The sequence below is a fragment of the Vibrio sp. V23_P3S9T160 genome (assembly GCF_963886625.1).
Taxonomy (GTDB): Bacteria; Pseudomonadota; Gammaproteobacteria; order Enterobacterales; family Vibrionaceae; genus Vibrio; species Vibrio anguillarum.
Genome location: NZ_CAWPDB010000118.1, coordinates 1 through 21503, shown reverse-complemented (window position 1 = coordinate 21503; position 21503 = coordinate 1). Strand labels below are relative to the sequence as shown.

Below are 21503 nucleotides of genomic sequence, written 5' to 3'. Positions count from 1 at the left end.
ATTGGTATGTTGTCATTAATAGAACAAATCAAAGCTGGCACTCTCTGGAACTTCCCTGGAGGCATTCACCCGCCAGAAAATAAACAGCAATCAAATCAAACGGCACTCACTCATGCCGGTATACCGCAAGAAATTGTCTTGCCACTCAAACAGCATATTGGCCGAGCCGGTGATTTACTGGTCAGTGTTGGCGATAAAGTACTCAAAGGCCAACCACTGACACAATACACCTCAACCTTCATGTTGCCTGTACACGCTTCAACCTCTGGCATCATTACCGCCATTGAACCGCGCACCACGGCGCACCCTTCTGGGTTAAGTGAAATGTGTATTGTCATCACACCTGATCAGCAAGATGAGTGGGCAGTGCGCGCACCGCTGGCTGATTATCGACAACACTCCCCAGAACAATTGATTGAAGTCATTCGTCAAGCTGGTATCTCAGGGTTGGGCGGCGCCGGTTTTCCTACTGCAAAAAAAATGCAATCAGGCCTCGCTCGCACTGATATTTTGATCATCAACGCCGCCGAATGTGAACCTTACATCACGGCCGATGATGTACTCATGCAGCACCATGCCGCAGAGATCATCGATGGGATCAGTATTGTAGAGCACATTCTTAAACCCAAATTAACCATCATCGGTATTGAAGATAACAAACCTGAAGCAATTCAAGCGTTAGAAGCCGCCGCAATACATAAAGACATCGTGATCCGCGTGATCCCAACCAAATACCCTTCAGGTGGTGAAAAGCAGTTAATTAAATTGCTGACCAACCAAGAAGTGCCTGCGGGTAAAATTCCAGCCGATATTGGCTTGATGGTACAAAATGTTGGCTCTATCTACGCGATTAAACGCGCCGTTATGGATGGCGAACCCCTGATTAACCGCGTAGTCACCTTAACGGGCAATACGTTTAAACAGCCCCGGAATGTCTGGGTTTTATTAGGCACACCCGTACAATATTTACTCGAACAATTTGGCTATAAGGCAGATAAAAAATTACCGCGTCTTATTATGGGCGGCCCGATGATGGGGTTCACCCTGCCTCATTCACAAGTTCCGATCACCAAAACCACCAACTGCATTCTGGCACCCACTCGTAAAGAGATTGCCTCTTCACAACATGAAATGGCCTGCATTCGCTGTAGTCAGTGCGCGGAAGCCTGCCCGGCCTCCTTATTACCTCAGCAACTGTTCTGGCACGCGAAAGCGGAAGAATATGATAAGTGTGAAGAACTGAACCTCAAAGATTGCATTGAGTGCGGGGCTTGTGCTTATGTTTGCCCCAGTGAAATTCCATTGGTGCAATACTATCGTCAAGCCAAGGCTGAGATAAAAACTCGCCAGCAAGAATCAGAAGCCGCTGAACGTGCCAGAGTACGTTTCGAAGAGAAAAAAGCACGTTTAGAACGCGATAAAGCCGATCGCGAGAATCGTTTCAAAAAAGCAGCCGATGAACGTCGTCAAGAGATGAAACACACAGGCGGCGACGATGCGATTGCAGCGGCCATTGCTCGCGTTCAAGCGCAAAAAGCACAAACAGAAAACAACCCAAGCACCGTAAAACCCGCCGTTGCTGCGGCTATTGCTCGCGCTAAAGCCAAGCAAGCCGAAGCACTGCAAGCAGGTCAAGTCGAGCCAGATAACGCTGAAATGGTTAAATTGCGCGAAGAGCGCAAACGTCAAGCTCGCGAGAAAAAAGCGCAGCAAACCAGTGCTGATGCGCCACCAGCAGAAACTGGTGATGATAAAAAAGCGGCAGTCGCTGCCACCATTGCCCGCGCGAAAGCACGCAAGGCCGAGCAGCAAACGGCGCCAAGTGAACCTCAGCCAACGCTTGAACCTGCACCTGCTCAACCTGAGGATGCCAAAAAAGCGGCAGTCGCTGCCGCCATTGCTCGCGCCAAAGCACGCAAGGCAGAGCAGCAAACGGTGCCGAGTGAACCTCAGCCAACACTTGAACCTGCACCTGCTCAACCTGAGGATGCCAAAAAAGCGGCAGTCGCTGCTGCCATTGCCCGCGCCAAAGCACGCAAGGCAGAGCAGCAAACGGCGCCGAGTGAGCCTCAGCCAACACTTGAACCTGCACCTACTCAACCTGAGGATGCAAAAAAAGCGGCAGTCGCTGCTGCCATTGCCCGCGCGAAAGCACGCAAGGCAGAGCAGCAAACGGCGTCGAGTGAACCTCAGCCAACACTTGAACCTGCACCTGCTCAACCTGAGGATGCCAAAAAAGCGGCAGTCGCTGCCGCCATTGCACGCGCCAAAGCGCGCAAGGCAGAGCAGCAAACGGCACAAGCGAAAAACAATCATAATTCTGAGGAGAATAATTAGTGGCCTTTTTTATTGCCAGCTCCCCCCATGCACACAGCAAACGCAGCACATCAGAGCTGATGAAGTGGGTCGCCTTGTGCGCCTTACCGGGGCTTATCGCGCAGAGCTACTTCTTTGGTTGGGGTACTCTCATTCAACTAATGCTCGCTATCATCATCGCTTTGGCTTTTGAATCTGCCGTTATGCTACTGCGTAAGCGCTCACCACTGTTGGCAATCAAAGATTACAGCGCCGTGGTCACCGCTTGGCTTCTGGCCATTGCCATTCCTCCGATGTCCCCTTGGTGGGTTATCTTTATTGGCCTTATTTTTGCCATCATTATTGCAAAACACTTATACGGCGGACTAGGACAAAACCCATTCAACCCCGCCATGATTGCTTATGTGGTTTTGCTTATCTCTTTCCCTGTGCAGATGACCAGTTGGATTGCTCCAACGGAATTAGCCCCGGATCCAATCTCGTTTAGTGATGCATTTTCACTTATTTTCAGTGGCTTCAACGTAGAAGGTTTATCACTACAACAAATCCGAACGGGTATCGATGGTGTCACTATGGCCACCCCATTGGACGCCGTAAAAACCGGATTACATAATGGTGAGACTCTGCATGAAGCGATGAGCCAGCCTCAATTTAGTGGGTTAGCTGGGCTTGGCTGGGAATGGGTTAACCTTGCCTATTTAGCTGGCGGCTTATTATTGATCAAACTACGTGTGATCAACTGGCATATCCCGATTGCGGTGCTGTGTGGTTTAGTAATGGCAAGTGCTTTCACTGCGCTTATTGAACCGGGAGCAACCGCCTCACCCTTGTTTCATTTGCTCTCGGGCGCGACTATGCTCGGCGCTTTTTTCATCGCAACCGATCCAGTCACCGCTTCCACAACCGTCAAAGGTCGCTTAATTTACGGCGCATTTATTGGCATGATGATTTTCATTATCCGCAGTTGGGGAGGCTTCCCTGACGGGGTAGCCTTCGCTGTATTACTTGCCAACATGTGTGTCCCACTGATTGATTACTACACTAAACCTCGAACCTACGGGCATTAAGGAGCGCTATGTTAACCGCCATTCGCAATAACGGTTTGATTCTCGCTATCTTTGCCTGTGCTTCAACAGGTGTTGTAGCGTTAACCCAATACCTAACAAAAGATCAAATAACCAAGCAAGAGCAGATTCAACTGCAATCGATTTTAAACCAAGTGATCCCGCACAGTTTGCACGACAACGAACTGTACAAATCCTGTACACTGGTGACTGATCCTGCACTTGGTACAGACCAACCTATGCACGCTTATATTGCCACACAAGACGGTGAACCGAGTGGACTGGCTATTGAAGCCATCGCACCTGATGGCTATAACGGCGCGATCAAGGTAATTATTGGCATCAAGCACGATGGCACCATCACAGGGACTCGCGTTCTGTCTCATCAAGAAACACCGGGGTTAGGTGACAAAATAGATTTACGCGTCACTGATTGGATATTGAGCTTTACTGGCAAGCAAGTCACTGAGCAAAATATCGAGACTTGGAAAGTGCGCAAAGATGGGGGACAATTTGATCAGTTTACTGGAGCGACGATTACGCCGCGAGCCGTCGTCAAAGCGGTGAAAAATACCGCTCAGTTTGTGAATCAACATCGAGAAGCACTATTAGCACAACCTTTTGACTGTAAAGGAGCCAGCAATGAGTGATCATAAGACACTGATTAAAAACGGGATGTGGAGCAACAACCCTGCGCTCGTTCAACAACTTGGACTGTGCCCTTTACTAGCGGTTTCTTCCACTGTCACTAATGCGCTAGGTTTAGGCGTTGCAACATTGCTGGTTCTCGTCTGTTCAAATGTCACCATCTCATTAGTACGGGATTATGTCCCCAAAGAAGTTCGTATCCCTGTGTTTGTGATGATCATCGCCGCACTAGTAACTTGCGTACAACTGTTAATGAATGCCTACGCTTACGGCCTGTACCTATCGCTAGGGATCTTCATTCCTCTGATTGTGACCAACTGTATCATCATCGGTCGCGCCGAAGCATTTGCCTCAAAAAATGCAGTGTTGCCTTCAGCACAAGATGGATTTTGGATGGGCATGGGAATGACCACTATTCTGGTCATTTTGGGCGCACTGCGTGAAGTAATTGGCAATGGCACACTGTTTGATGGTGCTGATTTATTACTGGGTCATTGGGCAACCATTTTACGCATTGAGGTCTTCCATTTTGACAACAGCTTCTTGCTTGCGCTCTTGCCGCCTGGAGCGTTTATTGGTGTTGGCTTTTTGATTGCAGCTAAAAATATCATCGATAAAAATCTGGCTGCTCGCCAACCTAAAGAACAAAAGCCCGTCATAGAACGAGCACGCGTTACTAACGCTTAGCGAAATCATAAGGAAGTTTTCCAAACGATGAATAATGTCAAACGAGTCGAGATCCTCGAGCGCTTACGGGCCAATAACCCGAAGCCAGAAACCGAGCTTAAATGGAGCACACCGTTTGAGTTACTGATCTCAGTACTGCTTTCCGCTCAAGCGACTGACGTCAGCGTTAATAAGGCCACTGACAAACTTTACCCTATTGCTAATACGCCACAAGCCATCTTTGATCTTGGCGTTGATGGGCTAAAGCAATACATCAAAACCATTGGTTTATTCAATTCCAAAGCAGAAAACGTCATAAAAACTTGCCGTATATTATTGGATCAATACGCAGGAGAAGTGCCAGAGAGCCGTGAAGCATTAGAATCGCTGCCCGGCGTTGGCAGAAAAACGGCCAATGTGGTATTGAACACCGCTTTCGGATGGCCAACCATCGCCGTTGACACGCATATTTTCCGTGTTTCAAATAGAACCAAGTTTGCGGTGGGTAAAAACGTTGATGAAGTGGAACAAAAGCTGCTCAAAGTCGTCCCTAAAGAATTCAAAGTTGATGTTCATCACTGGTTGATCTTACATGGTCGCTACACCTGTGTCGCAAGAAAGCCGCGTTGTGGCAGTTGTATCATTGAAGATCTTTGCGAATTCTCTGATAAAACTGACCTATAAAATTTAACCAGATCCCCAAAAGACTCAACTCTGCAAGTAGGCAGTAAGTAAACGAATTCCTTTGAACATAGATAAACTCTGTGATTGAAGTGGGTGAATATAAGCCAACATCATCGCCACAGTGGTCGGGTGGAGATAGATATTTCATCAGAAAGTTAGGAGCTCAACATGTCAAATAGTCGTATTTTGCACACCATGCTACGCGTAGGCGATTTAGAAAAATCGATCGCGTTTTACACCAAGGTCATGGGTATGCAACTGCTTCGTACTAATGAAAATACAGAATACAAATACACATTGGCATTTCTGGGTTATGGCGATGAATCTCAGGGTGCGGTGATCGAACTGACCTATAACTGGGGCACCACAAGCTATGACCTAGGCAATGCTTTTGGCCACATCGCCATTGGTGTTGAAGATGTGTATACCACCTGTGACGCGATTAAAGCGGCTGGAGGTAATGTGACCCGTGAAGCTGGCCCAGTAAAAGGCGGTACCACGCATATCGCTTTTGTGAAAGATCCTGATGGTTACATGATTGAACTTATCCAAAACAAACAAGCATCAGCAGGTTTAGAAGGATAAGCCTCTTTGCGGCATCGGCTAGTTATATAAACTAGATGCGTAAAGTTTCCCGGATAACATCACAAAAAGCAGCCTTTGAAATGGGCTGCTTTTTTACTCTAACGTTATTAGATAATTGTTCGACCCAGTGAAATAACCACACGACGGTTTTTATCTTTGCCGATGGGTGATGCATTGTCGGCAATCGGCCTGCGTTTACCATAGCCTTGCACTTGGATACGATCCTCAGGTAACCCCAGTGATTTAAAGTAATCTCTTAATACCTCAGCCCTACGCTCAGAAAGATCCTGGCTCACTCCTCGACTATCAACAGAGTCGGTATAGGTAGAAACCAACACCAAATCAATATCTTGGTTATAGCGAATATAGTCGGCAATTTGCGCAAGTCGTTTTTGCGAAGCTTTATTGAGTTGCACATTATCGCGGTCGTAATGCAGAATCGTAAATGAGATATCTTCAAAACTGTACGTCAGCAAATTGCTCACACAATCGCTAAACACGTTGTACTTCTCTTGAAAAAGAACCGACGAGAGAGCCACTTCAATGCGCCGATCTCGGCTTTGCCAATCTTGGTAGCTAAAGGTTGGATAGCGTCCTTTTTCCAATTCACTGAGTAGGCTCCAAGCGGTTTGACCACCGATGTAACCATCGAACTGTTTGAAGAATTGCAAATTGGTAATACGGTCTGCACTCTCACCCGGACGCCAACTCGGTGGTAATGACACTAAACTTACATTGCGAGTTTCGCCCATTGGACGACGCATTTTGAGTTCGAAATCGAGGTTAATCTTCTTATTCGCACGTGAAGAGAATTCAGCGTCACCGTAATTGGGGATCGGATGGACCAAACGGCACTCTAAAGGGGTATTCGTCACCATCTGCCACGTAGACTGCTGTGGTGTTGCCACATAACGCTTATCCATCGCCATAGGGGCAAAGGATGTCAGTATGCTGGTCATCACAATAGTGGCAGTAACCCATTTATTCATAACGATTTTATTCTCCGATCGATACTACAACGATGGCGGAAAATTGCCGCTTCGCTTTCTATTGACTAAGTTAATGCAAAAATCTAGCCACATCACCGCACTATCCAACGCATAGTGAAACCTGCATTTATTAACGTGTTTGGTTTTTATCGTAGAAAGAATCTGTAATAATGCCAGCCCTGTCACACAACCAAGAGCTAGCATGACTGAAGTAAATGAAGCATTGACACTGAAAAAGCGTTTCCGCGGTTATTTTCCCGTCGTCATCGACGTCGAAACAGCCGGTTTCAATGCAAAGACCGATGCACTATTAGAAATCTGCGCGATTACGTTGCGTATGGATGAACAAGGTGATCTGCACCCAGCATCGACGATTCACTTTCATGTTGAGCCTTTTGAAGGTGCCAACCTTGAAAAAGAGGCGCTTGAGTTTAATGGCATTCGTGACCCATTTAGCCCATTACGCGGTGCTGTCAGCGAAGCCGAAGCACTCAGAGAAATTTATAAGCTAGTCCGAAAAGAGCAACGCGACAATGACTGTAGCCGCGCGATCATGGTGGCGCACAATGCTACCTTTGACTTAAATTTCGTGATGGCAGCCAGTGAACGCTGCAAGCTAAAACGAGTCCCTTTCCACCCTTTTGCGACTTTTGATACCGCCGCGCTAAGTGGTTTAGCCTATGGCCAAACCGTTTTGGCCAAAGCGTGCAAATCCGCTGGGATGGAATTTGACAATAGAGAAGCGCATTCAGCGCTATACGATACGCAAAAAACAGCCGAACTTTTTTGCGGTATCGTCAACAAATGGAAGGCCCTTGGCGGATGGCCACTTGTTGAACCTTCAGAAAACAATAACAAGTAAACACAACTAACCGAGAAATATATGAATCCTGTAGTAATTTCTGTATGCATCATGCTGCTTCTTGCGCTGATGCGGGTCAATGTCGTCGTCGCACTGACATTTAGTGCGATCGTCGGTGGTTTAGTTGCAGGGATGAGTTTAAATGACGCTGTTTCTGCATTTGAAAGTGGCTTAGGCGGCGGTGCAACCATCGCACTAAGTTATGCGATGCTAGGCACCTTTGCCGTCGCGATTTCTAAATCTGGTATTACTGACTTACTGGCGCAAAACGTGATTAAGCGTATCCATGGCAAAGAGCATGGTGCGGCCACCACAGGTTTGAAGTATGCGGTTCTGGTCGCGCTGGTTCTAGTTACCATGTCATCGCAAAATATCATTCCTGTCCATATCGCCTTTATTCCGATTTTAATTCCACCGCTATTGGGCGTCTTTGCCAAGCTGAAGCTTGACCGTCGCCTGATTGCTTGCGTACTCACTTTTGGCCTTATCACGCCCTATATGGTCTTGCCTGTCGGCTTTGGTGGGATTTTCCTCAATAACATCTTACTCAAGAATTTACGCGATAATGGCCTTGAAAACGTCACGGCAAGCCAAGTGCCGATAGCCATGCTGCTACCAGCCGCTGGGATGATTTTTGGCTTACTGGTCGCCATTTTCTTTACCTATCGTAAACCTCGCCAGTATCAAGAGACGGAACATACTGTCATTAATACCAAACCAAAAGCGATCAACAAAAAGCATATTTTGATTGCCGCGCTCGGTATTATCACGGCACTTGCCGTACAACTGTCCACAGGTTCAATGATCATCGGCGCACTGGCTGGTTTTATGGTCTTCACTTTTGGTGGTGTGATTGCGTGGAAAGAGACGCACGATGTGTTCACCAAAGGTGTACATATGATGGCCATGATTGGCTTTATTATGATTTCAGCGGCCGGATTTGCCGCCGTGATGAAAGCCACCGGTGGCGTTGAGTCGCTCGTCGAAGCCTTATCAGTAAGCATTGGTGACAATAAAGCTTTATCCGCTTTATTAATGCTGATCGTCGGTTTGTTGGTCACTATGGGCATTGGTTCATCCTTCTCAACGATTCCAATCATCGCAACCATTTACGTGCCCCTTGCCCTCGCCTTTGGCTTTTCGCCTATGGCGACCATTGCGCTAGTGGGTACCGCTGCTGCGTTGGGCGATGCTGGCTCTCCAGCGTCAGATTCCACCTTAGGGCCAACGTCAGGCCTAAATGCGGATGGCCAACACGAACATATTTGGGAAACGGTGGTTCCAACCTTCATCCATTATAATATTCCACTGATTGTGTTTGGCTGGATTGCGGCAATGATCCTTTAGTCAAACCCTGTTAACGAGCACAAAAAAGGCTTCCTCGATGGAAGCCTTTTTCTTTGCAGCCTATTTGGAGAGATGCGCTCGATTACGCGCCTTCGTTATGAATCTCCAGGTTGGCGAGATCTTGCTGGATTTCTCGAACCGTTTTTGCATCGTCGCTGCGCATCGATTCAAGAAAATCAAGATACTGCTGATCAATATCGCCCGTGACATATTCGCCGTTAAATACCGACGCTTCAAATTTTGCAATATCGCGGTTACCCATACCGACGGCATCCACTAAATCTTCCAGATTTTGGAAAATCAGAGCATCGGCACCAATTCGCTGCGCAATTTCATCGGCATCTCGACCATGAGCAATCAACTCGTTAGCACTTGGCATATCAATGCCATAAACGTTAGGGAAACGGATCTCAGGCGCGGCTGACACCATGTACACCTTGTTTGCACCAGAATCACGAGCCATCTCAATAATTTGCTCTGACGTAGTTCCACGCACTATCGAGTCATCCACTAGCAACACGTTTTTGCCCTTAAATTCAGAACGAATCGCATTGAGTTTACGGCGCACCGACTTTTTACGCTGTTGCTGGCCCGGCATAATAAATGTGCGGCCAACGTAGCGGTTTTTGACAAAACCTTGGCGATATGGAATATCAATCGCTTGTGCAATTTGCAATGCGATATCGCACGAAGTCTCAGGAATGGGGATCACAACATCAATATCTAAGTCAGCAAATTCGTTCTTGATGCGCTCACCCAACTTTTTACCCATTTCTACGCGCGCGCTGTAAACCGAAATTTTGTCGATAAACGAATCTGGGCGGGCGAAGTAGACAAATTCAAAAATGCATGGGTTAAGTGTTGGATTATCGGCACATTGTTTAGTAAATAGCTGGCTATCAAAGGTCGCATACACCGCTTCCCCGGGGGCAAGGTCACGCACAAAATCAAAGCCGACAGCATCTAGCGCCACCGACTCCGAAGCGGCCATGTATTCGGTACGGCCATCGACTTCACGTTTACCTAAGCAGATAGGACGAATACCATGCGGGTCACGAAACGCGATCATCCCATGCCCAATGATCATCGCGACAACAGCATAAGCACCGCGAATGGTGCGATGTACATTGGCGACAGCACGAAACACATCTTCTGCGGTTACATTGCCTCTGACTGTATCAATTTCATGCGCCAAGACGTTAAGCAGCACTTCGGAATCTGAAGTGGTATTGATATGGCGACGATCTTTTTCAAACAACTTCTGGCGTACTTCGTTGGCATTGGTGAGGTTGCCGTTATGAGCAAGCGTGATACCGAACGGGGAGTTAACGTAGAAAGGTTGAGCTTCTGAGGCACTCGAACTACCCGCAGTAGGATAACGCACATGCCCAATACCCACCGTTCCTTGAAGACGCTGCATGTGTTTTGCTTCAAAGACATCTTTCACTAAACCGTTCGCCTTACGCAGACGGAAACGATTGCTTTCTATGGTACAAATACCAGCGGCATCTTGGCCACGATGCTGCAATACCGTTAACGCGTCATAAATTGACTGGTTTACCAGCGTTGTACCCACGATTCCAACAATACCACACATGTCCTGATCCTCGATTTGCGACAGTAACTGGCGCTAAATCGCGCCAGAGAGAAAACTTGATGTTGCTTGTAAGTGCTCAAAGAACGGCGCAATGATACGGCTAAATTCCGGTACCAATTGCGAGCTCTTCCACCACTCTGAATTTGGAAATGCGGTAAACGCATCCATAAAAAACAAGGCAGCTGAAACAATCAACACACCACGCAATGCTCCAAAAACAATGCCCAGTACCCGATCAGTTCCAGATAGGCCCGTTTTTTGTACCAATTGAGCAATCACATAGTTAATGATCGCTCCGACAATGAGTGTTGCAACAAACAGTGCTGCGATGGCCGCGCCATTACGAAACATGTCATCTTTGATATTTGAAAAATACACCGCAAGTTTTGCGTAGTATTGGCTGGCAATAAAAAATGCACCGAACCATATCACTAATGACAACGCTTCTTTAGCAAAGCCACGGACTAAACTGATCAATGCCGATAGGCCGATCACACTTAAAATGACAATATCTAACCAATTCATGAGTTCTACATCTTAAGTTGGCGCGCATTTTAACAGAAAAAAACGCGACGCAAACGTTTTCTTATGGGTTTAGTGGTTTAAATTTGAGCAATTGACCTTTTGCACCGGTAATTTTTTCCAGTTCTAAGAGTTGACGCTCAAGCTTGGTTTTGGAAACATCTGGGCCAATAATGATCCGAGTGAAGCCATTTTCTTGCTTAGTATGAGCTTGATAACCCCGTTTTTGCAGATCTTTAACCACGGTTTTTGCATTTTCGGCATTCTTTAATGCCATCAACTGAATGAGCCAAGCACTATCTTGGTAATCATTTCTTTCCGCAGTTTCTTTCACTTTCACAGTGAGTGGCTTGCTCTGCGTTGCTGCGTCGCTCTGGTTAGTTTGTGCGATCACTTCAACAGGCGAATCGGGCAACGCGACTTGATCTTCAACGGGGTCGAGAATTTCAAACTTCTCTACGTCGCTGTCTAATTCGGGCTTAATTGGGATGCTGGCGATATCTTCTTTGTAGTGGGTCTTTTTGCCATCCAATACATCAGGTAACACTATCACCCCTATCGCCACCAATATAATTGTTCCTACCAAGCGGCTCTGAAACTTACTTGCCATTTATACTCCTTTGTTCTGCCAGTGCTCTAATACTTCACCCACAGTATGAAACGACCCAACCACGATAATGACATCATTGCTATCGGCTTGTGTCATCGCGGCTTCAAAAGCGTTGACTGGGTTAGTAAACGGTTTAACGCCTGGCTCAAGATACTGACACAGTTCATTCGCTTGCGCGGCTCTAGGGCCACTTAATGAAGCAGGATACCAAACGTTAGCGATTGATTTCAGTTGATGAAGCGTGGCCTTCACATCTTTATCATGCAGCATGCCAATCACCACATGGACCTTTTTGTGTGCGTAACGCTGTTTGAGCTGCGCCACCAAATATTCGGCCGAATGGGGATTATGTGCAACATCAAGAATGATTTCTGGGCTATCACTGATTTTTTGCATCCGCCCAGCAAGTGTTGCGTTGCTAAGCCCATTGACGATATTGACATCACTCACAGCCAAACCGGAGCAGCCGAGTGCCATTAATGCCGTAGCCGCATTAGGCAAGGGCAAGCGAGGAAGCGGTAAATCAGATAACTCAAATGGACCACTTCGCCAATTCCACGTTGTTTCAGAGGCAAGTTCATAGGAAAACTGAATACCGACTTGGTACATCTCCGCACCAATATCATCGGCATGCGCTGCAACCGTTGGTGGTGGCTTAGGCTGGCCGCAAATAGCGGGTTTACCTGCGCGATAAATCCCCGCTTTCTCATAGCCAATAACATTGATGTCATCGCCGAGCCAATCCACGTGATCAATCGCCAAGCTGGTGATCACAGAAACATCGTGATCCACGATATTGGTCGCATCAAGTCGGCCACCTAGCCCAACTTCCAATAAAATGACATCCACCGCTTGCGTTTGAAATAAACGCAGCGCCGCCAATGTACCGAACTCAAATAGGCTTAAACTGATCTCACCCCGTTGCGCTTCAACAAAAGCGAAGGCTTGCGTATGCAGCTCATCGCTTAGCTCAAGCGCATTAATACGCACGCGTTCGTTATAACGGATAAGATGAGGTGAGCTATAAACGCCCACGCGATAACCGGCATCCAATAAAATGGCTTCCATTAATGCACAGGTCGAGCCTTTGCCATTCGTTCCAGCCACGGTAATTACGGTAGGTGCAGGTTTAATAAGATTCGCTTTTTGAGCCACAGCTTGAACACGATCCAAGCCAAGGTCGATAGCGGAGGTATGAATATTCGCTAAATAATCAAGCCACATCGCAAGAGAGGATGTGGCTTGTGGGATAAGGTTTTGAGTCATCTAACGTTTATAACCATTAAGCAGTTAGTGTGTTAGTGCCTACTTTACCCTTTTTCGTGCGCTTCTGGTACAGCGTAATCAGGTTCAATCGGTGAATCGTCAACAGAAACGACCAATGGTGAGCTGTGATTGGTCAATTTAGCGATCAATCCCCCCACGCGTTGACGCATTTCACGGCGATCGACAATCATATCAATCGCACCATGCTCAATTAGGAATTCGCTGCGTTGGAAACCTTCAGGTAGATCTTCACGTACCGTTTGTTCGATAACTCGACGACCTGCAAAACCAATCAGTGCTTTAGGTTCACCAATATTGATGTCACCAAGCATCGCTAAACTTGCCGATACGCCACCCATGGTCGGGTCCGTCATCACTGAGATATAAGGTAAGCCTTTGCTTGATAAACGTTCAAGCGCCGCACTGGTTTTTGCCATCTGCATCAATGACATTAACGCTTCTTGCATACGCGCGCCGCCACTGGCAGAAAAGCAGACCAAACCACAGTTGTTTTCTATAGCGGCATCAACAGCTCGTACGAAACGCGCACCAACTACAGACCCCATTGAACCACCCATGAAAGAAAACTCAAAAGCACAAGCAACTAAAGGCATACCCAATAGTTCGCCTTGCATCACCACAAGAGCGTCTTTCTCACCACTGCTTTTTTGAGCGGCTGAAAGGCGTTCTTTATAACGTTTTGAGTCTTTAAACTTGAGTTTATCTTGCGGCTCTAACTCGTCACCAATCTCGACACGATTCTGTTCATCAAGAAAAGTCTCTAAGCGGCGACGTGCTTTCATGCGCATGTGATGATCACATTTAGGACACACTTCCAAGTTACGCTCAAGCTCAGCGTGATATAACACTTGCTCACAAGAAGTACATTTAGTCCAAACCCCTTCAGGGATGGATGCTTTACGCGAAGTTACGATATTGCTTTTTTCTAAAATCTTTTCAAGCCAACTCATGGAAGACCTTTACTCTTAACTCTCTCGCGTGATTGCGAAAGATACAAATTTGGGATTTATGCGTGAGGATTAAAACATATAAAATGCTTAGTGTAGACAAAAAACTGGTTGTACCTATTTTCTGGCTGTCATTTCCACACACGTCACGACTCTGTTTTGGACACTTTACGCGTTATTAGTTCAAATTATCAGCTAAAAATAGCGGCCCAAGCGACTCTTTTGGTAAAGAAAATTCTTCTGGATAATCAACAGCAACCAAATATAATCCTTCCGCTTTGGCTGTTGCACCCGCCAGTTTTCTATCTTTGGCTTCAAGCAGCCATTTTATCCATTCGGGAGGCTGCTCACCACGGCCGACAACGATGAGGCTACCGGTAATATTTCGCACCATATGATGGACAAAAGCATTTGCTTTAATGTCGATGACGACATAGTTGCCATGCCGAGTCACATTCAAATGCATGACGTTTCGCCAAGGACTATTCGATTGACAATGCACAGCGCGAAAAGAGGTGAAATCATTTTCGCCCAATAAAAGCTGCCCTGCTTGCTGCATTTTTTCAACGTCTAAATCGCCATGATAATGACTGACACCTGAAGATAATATGCCAGGGCGATAAGCATGATTATAAATGATGTAGCGATAACGGCGTGCTGTAGCCGAAAAGCGAGCGTGAAAATCGCTTGAAACCTCAGTTGCCCAACGAACAGCGATATCTTTTGGTAAATGAGCATTGACACCCATTGTCCAAGCGACCATTTTTCGGCAAGCCGTAGTATCAAAATGTATCACCTGCCCTGTGCCGTGAACCCCTGCATCGGTGCGCCCCGCACACAATACTTCAACCGGATGGTTCGCCACAACTGTGAGTGCTTTTTCTAATTCTTCTTGGACACTTTTAACGTCACGTTGTCGCTGCCAACCATAGTATTGAGAACCATTGTACTCAATACCTAAAGCGATTTTCATCATCTGATTCTCTTTGAAAATGGGTCGGGCAGTATAATCGCAATCAAAAAAAAATTCTAATCGACAAGCCATCTACCCCCGACAACTTTCAATGTGAAGTTCAGGTCATCTGCAAGTCAGAAAAGGCTATTCAATAACAACGAGGCCGTATATTCACGGCCTCGTTTGTTTTTAAGCTCGGCGATTAATGCTGTCAATCAAGGATTTCGCTTCTCGTCGAATATCATCACTACCATCAACAATGGCTTCCTCTAACAGTTTTATCGCCCCTTTATCATCGTTCATCTCGATGTAAATTTTGGCGAGGTCAAGCTTACCCGCCGCCTCAGAGTTATTGTCTACATCGATATCACCAATGTCACCAATCACATCCGGAAATTCACTTAAACCAACATCTAACTTGAGTTCTTCATCTTCAGGGCTAATCCCCTCTTCACCCTCAACTTGAGCCATTAGCTCATCGATGGTCATGTACTGGCTCTTTTGGGCTTCAAAATCATCGAGTTCATCTTGAATTCCCCAGTTTTCATCAAGAATTTGAGGCTCGTCGGTTTGGATCTCATCATTCCAAACGGCAAGCTCTTCTTCAGGCACGTCATCTGGGATGGAAGCTTGTTGATCTGGCGTTAAATTAAAACCGTTCCAATCTTCACCGCCTACCTCTAACATTGCATCAATATTCATACCAGCACTATCAATGGTACGAGCATCTAATGGTCGATCAAAAGAGAATGGCGCAGAGGGTACACTTTCCTCATCTAGCCAATCTTTTAAGGCTTTCTCATCGAACTCCTGTTTTGAAACACTCTGCAATTGGTCTACGTCATCATCTTCTAAAAGCGACTGTTGCTCTGTTTCTAGTGCTGGTTCGTTAATTGAAGCAAGTGCATCTTCTTCACCGAATTCAGGTAAGGCTTGCTCGTCAATCGCTTCAAAACTTTCTTGAGCAACAGGCTCTGACGCCGCTTCTTGAGGCTCGGCTATCGCATCCGCCAGCGCGTCTTCTTCTGTATACTCTGGCAGCTCAAGATCCGTAAGGTCGCTCTCGTCTTCCTTTTCTTCTAGAGAAGGCTCGTTGATTGAAGCAAGTGCATCTTCTTCACTAAATTCAGGTAAGGCTTGCTCGTCAATCGCTTCAAAACTTTCTTGAGCAACAGGCTCTGACGCCGCCTCTTGAGGCTCAGCTATCGCATCCGCCAGCGCGTCTTCTTCTGTGTATTCTGGAAGCTCAAGATCCGTAAGGTCGCTCTCGTCTTCCTTTTCTTCTTCTAGAGAAGGCTCGCTAATTGAAGCAAGTGCATCTTCTTCACTAAATTCAGGTAAGGCTTGCTCGTCAATCGCTTCAACACTTTCTTGAGCAACAGGCTCTGACGCCGCATCTTGAGGCTCGGCTATCGCATCCGCCAGCGCGTCTTCTTCTGACTGCTCTGGCAGTTGGACTTCGGAAAGCTCGCTCTGTGACTGTTCTTCTAGCGATGGCTCATTAAAGGAAGCAAGGAGATCTTCTTCTTCGAACTCCACTAACTTGTCATCGTGGAGCTCCTCAACATGGTCCTTTGCCGATGATTCTGCTGAATTGGTTTGAAGCGGCTCAACATCAGCTTGGCTTGGTTCTTCGTCTTCTAGCTCACCAATGTCCCAGTCTTCATCTTGTGGAACTCCAAATTCGTTAGGGCTGACTTCTGGTTTGCTAACCTGTGCGGGTTCTATTTTTTCCGGGGATGTCGAGCTGCTTAGAGGTTGCTCCTCATTCGGCTTCAGATCCGGATAACTTGCCCCTTCAATTTCTGGGTTAAAATCAAATGAGTCGTCGATAAATTCTTCATCAATGTCGCCATCAACCACTCCCATCTGTTCATCATCCAGTAGAGGATCTTTTTCAGGAGCGGCACTTAGCAGATCGTCAATGAAGATGTCGCTGTTAAACTCGGAATCTTCAACGCTATCGTTTTCATTATCCAACAACTCGCTATTTTGCTGTTCGGCCTCTTCGATATTCTGAGCATGCTGCTCGATTTCCAGCAACTCTTCAAATAATGCCGTACCATCTTCTTCAGCGAGACTATCCTTATCTTCAGCACCTTCTTGCTCTTGGTCTGCCTTTTCAAACTCAAGTGATTCAGAACCATTGTCAGTAAATAGTTCGTCCAATAGCTCTGTACTATTCTCATCCAGCTCGGTTTCAATGTCGGATTCCGTAGTTTCTTCACCCAATAACTCATACAGAGTTTGATCACCAGTGAAGTCAACATCATCAATATCTTCTTCGCTCGAAGCGATGTCTTTATCGGGCTGCACAAGTTCTTCAAGTAAGTCGGTGCTTTCCGATAAGTCTGTCTTGCTCTCTTCATCATCACCGAGTAGCTCATCGAGCAGTTCGACACTGTCACTATCAATTGCTAGGACATCTTCATCTTGCTCTTCTAATAATTCATCCAGCAGCGCTGTTTCAGTGGAGGAATCAGTTTCTATTGAGGTGAGGTCAGATTGCGCTTCAATCGTTGCGAATAGATCATCAAGTTCACTATCCGACGCTAGCTCTGCTTCTTTTAAATCGAAGTTACCGCCGGTTTTTGCTAGCTCGGGCTCTTCTGAATCCAAGTTGAAATCATCTTCGGACTCATCCAATAATGAATCAAAGTCAAAACTATCATGATGATCGTCATCACTATTGGCGGCAAACAAATCGTCAAGTAGCGATTGATCTAAAGTATCGCTTCCGAGATCTTCAGCTTTATCATCTCCAGCCAATAACGCGTCAATGTCGTCTTCAGAGATGGAATCATCATCATCGGATAAATCAAATTCTGTTTCGCCGTCATCTTCATCTAATAACGCTTCGTCTAAAGCTCGCGCCATCTCATCGAGACCGACAGCTTTTTCGTCAGCACCAACACTGATGCCGTTACTGCTAGCGGTCAAATCTTCTAAATCCGCAGCAAGATCACCATCATCGCCGATACTCGCAAATGGGTCTTCGCCATCTTCACCTTCGAGGTTGAAGTCTAAATCTGTATCGTCTAAATCGGCAAAAATGTCCGATTCTTGCTCAGCATTGTCATCGATTTCATCATCCAGTGTGATGTCGTCACCAAATAACTTCTCACTATCATCAGACTCACCAAACAAGTCATCATCCAGCATTAAATCATCGTCAATATCTTCAAGGCTGCCAGCAGCCATTGGCGTTATGGGCTCTTGATTACCTTGAGTGACAACAGGCTGCTCCGTTGGCTTGGATCGGCGGCCAAGCAACATCACAACCAGTAAACCAATTAACAGACCAGGAATAAGGGCGAGAGCGGCGACCAACCAAGAGTTGGAAAGCAGTTGATCAAGTGCACTTGGTGCAAGCTTTTGCGCCTCTAGTGCTTTTCGACGTTCTTCATCAAGTAGCTTTTCAACTTCAGAGCGAATGCGGTTTTCGTCACCGAGTTCTCCTTTGAGTGCATCGACTTCAGATTGAACATCTGCCAGCATCAAACGTAACTTATGATTTTTCTCTTCAAGCGCCAGTAATTCAGTATCAGATTTCGCAACTTGTGTGCCAATATCTTTTAGCACAGGTTCACTCTTCGTCTTTTCAACAACTGGTTGAGCGGCAATAGAGGCAATTGTTTTTTCAGGCAAAGCTGTAGAAGCAGCAGTAACAGGCGCTGTTGGCTGCGCCGTATTAGCATTCAATTTGGCTTGATGCGCGGCTATGATATTGACCGCTTCTTGTGTGGGCGCACTATTTACCTGTGCCAATGATGGAACACGTAAGTTGCTACCCGGAATCAAACTGTGAATATTTTGATTTTCGAACGCCTGAGGGTTTAGCCGATAAATGGCCAGCAGGGTTTGTTGTACAGTGACGTTATTCGATGGGCGTAGTCGAGTGGCAATAGACCACAAAGTGTCGCTGTCTAAGGTTGGCCCAAAAAACGTCGATGGTTGGCTATTAGCCTGCTGAAGATTACGAGTTTGAGTGAGATTTTCTGAAAATTGAGGAGAAGACTGGATCTCACCATTCGGCCCAACCAGGCGAATGCTCTCGGCACTAACGATAGAAGTCTGAGTCACGGCAACCATTGCTATCGGCAACAGTAGACGCTGAAAAATTTGACGCATATAAGGCTCAGCTATGTGCTTGGAATAAATAAATACGATGATCTGTTTAATATATCGGATAACGCTAGCAAAACTATAGGACGCAAGGTAAAAAATGTGTCACGACTACGATAATCGCAGGAATCTCACACATTTTCCCCGCTAAGTGAGCTTGCTCAGACAAAAACAGTACCATAATAAAAAGAAAGGCCAGCATTGGCTGACCTTTTTAAATAGTACTTAAGCTTACTCTGCGTCTATTTTTGCCCAAGTGTCACGTAGACCCACTGTGCGGTTAAAAACCAACGCTTCTGGTTTAGAATCTTTCGAGTCAGCACAGAAATAACCCATGCGCTCAAACTGATAACCTTGCTCCGCGTGTGCCGACACCAAACTAGGCTCAACAAAACCATTAATTTTAACCAATGAATCTGGGTTAATGGTTTCGGCAAAGTTGTCAGCCGCCGCCGGGTTGGGAACGGTAAATAGGCGATCATACAAACGAATTTCAGCTGGCAAGGCTTTATCGGCGGATACCCAGTGAATAACACCTTTCACTTTGCGTCCATCTGCCGGGTTTTTACCCAGAGTATCCATATCGTAAGTGCAGAATATTGTCGTAATATTGCCTTGTGCATCTTTTTCAATGCGCTCTGCTTTTATTACGTAAGCGCCGCGTAAGCGAACTTCTTTGCCTAGCACTAAACGTTTGTATTTCTTGTTGCCTTCTTCACGGAAATCTTCACGTTCAATCCACAATTCGCGAGTAAATGGAACTTCACGTTCGCCCATTTCAGGCTTGTTTGGATGATTTGCCAGCGTTAACGTCTCGACTTTACCCGCCTCAAAGTTTTCTATCACCACTTTTACAGGGTCAAGAACCGCCATGGCGCGAGGCGCATGTTCGTTTAAGTCTTCACGGATACAAGACTCTAACGAACTGAATTCGATCATATTTTCCTGTTTTGTCACACCTATGCGTTTGCAAAACTCACGAATCGATGCTGGTGTGAATCCACGGCGGCGTAAACCTGAAATCGTCGGCATACGTGGGTCATCCCAACCATCCACTAATTTTTCCGTAACCAGCTGGTTTAGTTTACGCTTAGACATTACCGTGTATTCAAGGTTTAAACGGCTAAACTCATACTGATGTGGTCGACAATCAATCGTGATATTTTCCAACACCCAATCGTACAGACGGCGGTTATCTTGAAACTCTAGCGTACAAATTGAGTGCGTGATCCCTTCCAAGGCATCCGAGATACAGTGGGTAAAATCGTACATTGGATAAATGCACCATTTGTTACCCGTTTGGTGATGCTCAGCGAAACGAACACGGTAAAGCACAGGATCGCGCATCACCATAAAGGATGACGCCATGTCAATCTTGGCACGTAAGCACGCTTTGCCTTCTTCGAAACCACCAGCGCGCATTTTCTCAAATAGGGCTAGGTTTTCTTCAATGCTGCGATCGCGGTACGGACTTGGCTTACCTGCTTGAGTCAATGTACCTCGATATTCACGGATCTCTTCTGGACTGAGCTCTTCAGCATAAGCCAGACCTTTTTGGATCAGCTCAACCGCGTATTGGTATAGTTTGTCAAAATAATCTGACGAATAACAAACATCACCAGACCATTGGAAGCCGAGCCATTTCACGTCGGCTTTGATTGACTCAACGTACTCCATATCTTCTTTTTCAGGGTTTGTATCGTCAAAACGTAAATTACACTGTCCCTGATAGTCCTGAGCAATACCAAAGTTTAAGCAGATAGATTTAGCATGACCGATGTGCAGGTAACCATTTGGCTCGGGCGGAAAACGAGTATGCACACTTGTGTGTTTGCCATCCGCTAAATCTTTATCAATGATTTGGCGAATAAAATTCGATGGACGAGCCTCAGCTTCACTCATCTATAGCACCTCAAAATTATTTAGTATCGTCAGAAGATTTTTCTGTATGTAAGAGCAGTAATGCTTGCAGAAACAGAAAGTTTGTCGCTAATGATCCACAATTATCCGCTCTTGCACAATAAAAAGTGGGCATTTCCTGCGATTATTTCAAGACATTGCCTTTTGTCTGGCTAGGCTAAGCAAAATTTCAGGCAAAGGGCGTAAGAAATAGGCAAAAGCTACCGTTGTGGGCTAATGCCGATCAGTTAAGGCCAAAGTGATCGGTTGAACGATCCTTCAGAGCTGTCAAAATCCAAGTGTATTTAATGCACTTGGATTTTTTTATGGATGTTTCTCAAGCTCTAAACATAATTAATGATTGGAAACCTAGCAACGTTGAGACTTTGTCTGACTTACT

At 46.1% G+C, this 21503-nt stretch carries 17 protein-coding genes; 8 read left to right on the top strand and 9 right to left on the bottom strand.

Annotated features, from left to right (window positions below):
• Nucleotides 1-6 precede the first annotated feature (6 nt).
• From rsxC to gloA, 6 genes are all read left to right on the top strand, one after another.
• Entirely contained in the window at nt 7-2337 is a 2331-nt protein-coding gene (rsxC, locus tag AACU59_RS08710) for an electron transport complex subunit RsxC (protein ID WP_094145595.1), read from the top strand.
• Nucleotides 2337-3383 carry an electron transport complex subunit RsxD gene (gene rsxD / locus AACU59_RS08705; protein WP_013857282.1) on the top strand — a complete coding sequence of 349 codons (1047 nt, stop codon included), beginning with the start codon at nt 2337-2339 and terminating at the stop codon, nt 3381-3383. Before rsxC ends, rsxD begins: the two co-directional genes overlap by 1 nt.
• An 8-nt stretch (nt 3384-3391) precedes the next feature.
• Nucleotides 3392-4030: an electron transport complex subunit RsxG gene (gene rsxG, locus AACU59_RS08700; RefSeq protein ID WP_094145596.1), complete on the top strand. Its 639-nt coding sequence runs from the start codon at nt 3392-3394 to the stop codon at nt 4028-4030.
• Nucleotides 4023-4715 (top strand): electron transport complex subunit E, encoded by a 693-nt coding sequence (locus tag AACU59_RS08695; RefSeq protein ID WP_010318468.1) that lies wholly within the window; start codon nt 4023-4025, stop codon nt 4713-4715. The genes rsxG and AACU59_RS08695 overlap by 8 nt, the downstream gene beginning before the upstream one ends.
• Before the next feature lie 27 nt (nt 4716-4742).
• Nucleotides 4743-5378 (top strand): endonuclease III, encoded by a 636-nt coding sequence (gene nth / locus AACU59_RS08690; protein WP_064624814.1) that lies wholly within the window; start codon nt 4743-4745, stop codon nt 5376-5378.
• Between the two features lie 168 nt (nt 5379-5546).
• Nucleotides 5547-5963, top strand: a complete 417-nt coding sequence (gene gloA, locus AACU59_RS08685) for a lactoylglutathione lyase (protein ID WP_013857285.1) — start codon at nt 5547-5549, stop codon at nt 5961-5963.
• Nucleotides 5964-6070: 107 nt separating this feature from the next.
• On the opposite strand, the gene motY is transcribed toward gloA, so the two are convergent.
• Nucleotides 6071-6952, bottom strand: coding sequence for a flagellar protein MotY (motY, locus tag AACU59_RS08680; protein ID WP_094145597.1), 882 nt, complete (start codon nt 6950-6952; stop codon nt 6071-6073).
• A gap of 202 nt (nt 6953-7154) precedes the next feature.
• Here motY and rnt point away from each other — a divergent pair, with 202 nt between their 5' ends.
• Nucleotides 7155-7814, top strand: a complete 660-nt coding sequence (gene rnt, locus AACU59_RS08675) for a ribonuclease T (RefSeq protein WP_010318472.1) — start codon at nt 7155-7157, stop codon at nt 7812-7814.
• A 21-nt stretch (nt 7815-7835) separates the two neighbouring features.
• Complete coding sequence (locus AACU59_RS08670; protein ID WP_094145598.1) at nt 7836-9161, top strand: Na+/H+ antiporter family protein; 1326 nt, start codon at nt 7836-7838, stop codon at nt 9159-9161.
• Between the two features lie 82 nt (nt 9162-9243).
• On the opposite strand, the gene purF is transcribed toward AACU59_RS08670, so the two are convergent.
• From purF to glnS, 8 genes are all read right to left on the bottom strand, one after another.
• Entirely contained in the window at nt 9244-10758 is a 1515-nt protein-coding gene (gene purF / locus AACU59_RS08665; protein ID WP_094145599.1) for an amidophosphoribosyltransferase, read from the bottom strand.
• Between the two features lie 33 nt (nt 10759-10791).
• Nucleotides 10792-11283 (bottom strand): CvpA family protein, encoded by a 492-nt coding sequence (locus AACU59_RS08660; protein ID WP_013857290.1) that lies wholly within the window; start codon nt 11281-11283, stop codon nt 10792-10794.
• Between the two features lie 61 nt (nt 11284-11344).
• Nucleotides 11345-11890 (bottom strand): SPOR domain-containing protein, encoded by a 546-nt coding sequence (locus AACU59_RS08655; protein WP_013857291.1) that lies wholly within the window; start codon nt 11888-11890, stop codon nt 11345-11347.
• A complete protein-coding gene (folC, locus tag AACU59_RS08650; protein WP_094145600.1) occupies nt 11891-13156 on the bottom strand; it encodes a bifunctional tetrahydrofolate synthase/dihydrofolate synthase in 1266 nt (421 codons plus the stop codon).
• Nucleotides 13157-13200: 44 nt separating this feature from the next.
• Nucleotides 13201-14127 carry an acetyl-CoA carboxylase, carboxyltransferase subunit beta gene (accD, locus tag AACU59_RS08645; protein ID WP_013857293.1) on the bottom strand — a complete coding sequence of 309 codons (927 nt, stop codon included), beginning with the start codon at nt 14125-14127 and terminating at the stop codon, nt 13201-13203.
• 175 nt (nt 14128-14302) lie between these two features.
• A complete protein-coding gene (truA, locus tag AACU59_RS08640; RefSeq protein ID WP_094145602.1) occupies nt 14303-15097 on the bottom strand; it encodes a tRNA pseudouridine(38-40) synthase TruA in 795 nt (264 codons plus the stop codon).
• A 171-nt stretch (nt 15098-15268) separates the two neighbouring features.
• Nucleotides 15269-19210, bottom strand: a complete 3942-nt coding sequence (locus AACU59_RS08635; protein WP_161437752.1) for a FimV/HubP family polar landmark protein — start codon at nt 19208-19210, stop codon at nt 15269-15271.
• A 225-nt stretch (nt 19211-19435) separates the two neighbouring features.
• Nucleotides 19436-21106 carry a glutamine--tRNA ligase gene (glnS, locus tag AACU59_RS08630; RefSeq protein WP_094144450.1) on the bottom strand — a complete coding sequence of 557 codons (1671 nt, stop codon included), beginning with the start codon at nt 21104-21106 and terminating at the stop codon, nt 19436-19438.
• Between the last annotated feature and the right edge of the window lie 397 nt (nt 21107-21503).

What these genes read in the sequence shown, in the direction of transcription:
- rsxC (WP_094145595.1), top strand. Translation starts at nt 7, where the DNA reads ATGTTGTCATTAATAGAACAAATCAAAGCTGGCACTCTCTGGAACTTC.
- rsxG (WP_094145596.1), top strand. Translation starts at nt 3,392, where the DNA reads ATGTTAACCGCCATTCGCAATAACGGTTTGATTCTCGCTATCTTTGCC.
- AACU59_RS08695 (WP_010318468.1), top strand. Translation starts at nt 4,023, where the DNA reads ATGAGTGATCATAAGACACTGATTAAAAACGGGATGTGGAGCAACAAC.
- nth (WP_064624814.1), top strand. Translation starts at nt 4,743, where the DNA reads ATGAATAATGTCAAACGAGTCGAGATCCTCGAGCGCTTACGGGCCAAT.
- gloA (WP_013857285.1), top strand. Translation starts at nt 5,547, where the DNA reads ATGTCAAATAGTCGTATTTTGCACACCATGCTACGCGTAGGCGATTTA.
- motY (WP_094145597.1), bottom strand. Translation starts at nt 6,952, where the DNA reads ATGAATAAATGGGTTACTGCCACTATTGTGATGACCAGCATACTGACA.
- rnt (WP_010318472.1), top strand. Translation starts at nt 7,155, where the DNA reads ATGACTGAAGTAAATGAAGCATTGACACTGAAAAAGCGTTTCCGCGGT.
- AACU59_RS08670 (WP_094145598.1), top strand. Translation starts at nt 7,836, where the DNA reads ATGAATCCTGTAGTAATTTCTGTATGCATCATGCTGCTTCTTGCGCTG.
- purF (WP_094145599.1), bottom strand. Translation starts at nt 10,758, where the DNA reads ATGTGTGGTATTGTTGGAATCGTGGGTACAACGCTGGTAAACCAGTCA.
- AACU59_RS08660 (WP_013857290.1), bottom strand. Translation starts at nt 11,283, where the DNA reads ATGAATTGGTTAGATATTGTCATTTTAAGTGTGATCGGCCTATCGGCA.
- AACU59_RS08655 (WP_013857291.1), bottom strand. Translation starts at nt 11,890, where the DNA reads ATGGCAAGTAAGTTTCAGAGCCGCTTGGTAGGAACAATTATATTGGTG.
- folC (WP_094145600.1), bottom strand. Translation starts at nt 13,156, where the DNA reads ATGACTCAAAACCTTATCCCACAAGCCACATCCTCTCTTGCGATGTGG.
- accD (WP_013857293.1), bottom strand. Translation starts at nt 14,127, where the DNA reads ATGAGTTGGCTTGAAAAGATTTTAGAAAAAAGCAATATCGTAACTTCG.
- truA (WP_094145602.1), bottom strand. Translation starts at nt 15,097, where the DNA reads ATGAAAATCGCTTTAGGTATTGAGTACAATGGTTCTCAATACTATGGT.
- AACU59_RS08635 (WP_161437752.1), bottom strand. Translation starts at nt 19,210, where the DNA reads ATGCGTCAAATTTTTCAGCGTCTACTGTTGCCGATAGCAATGGTTGCC.
- glnS (WP_094144450.1), bottom strand. Translation starts at nt 21,106, where the DNA reads ATGAGTGAAGCTGAGGCTCGTCCATCGAATTTTATTCGCCAAATCATT.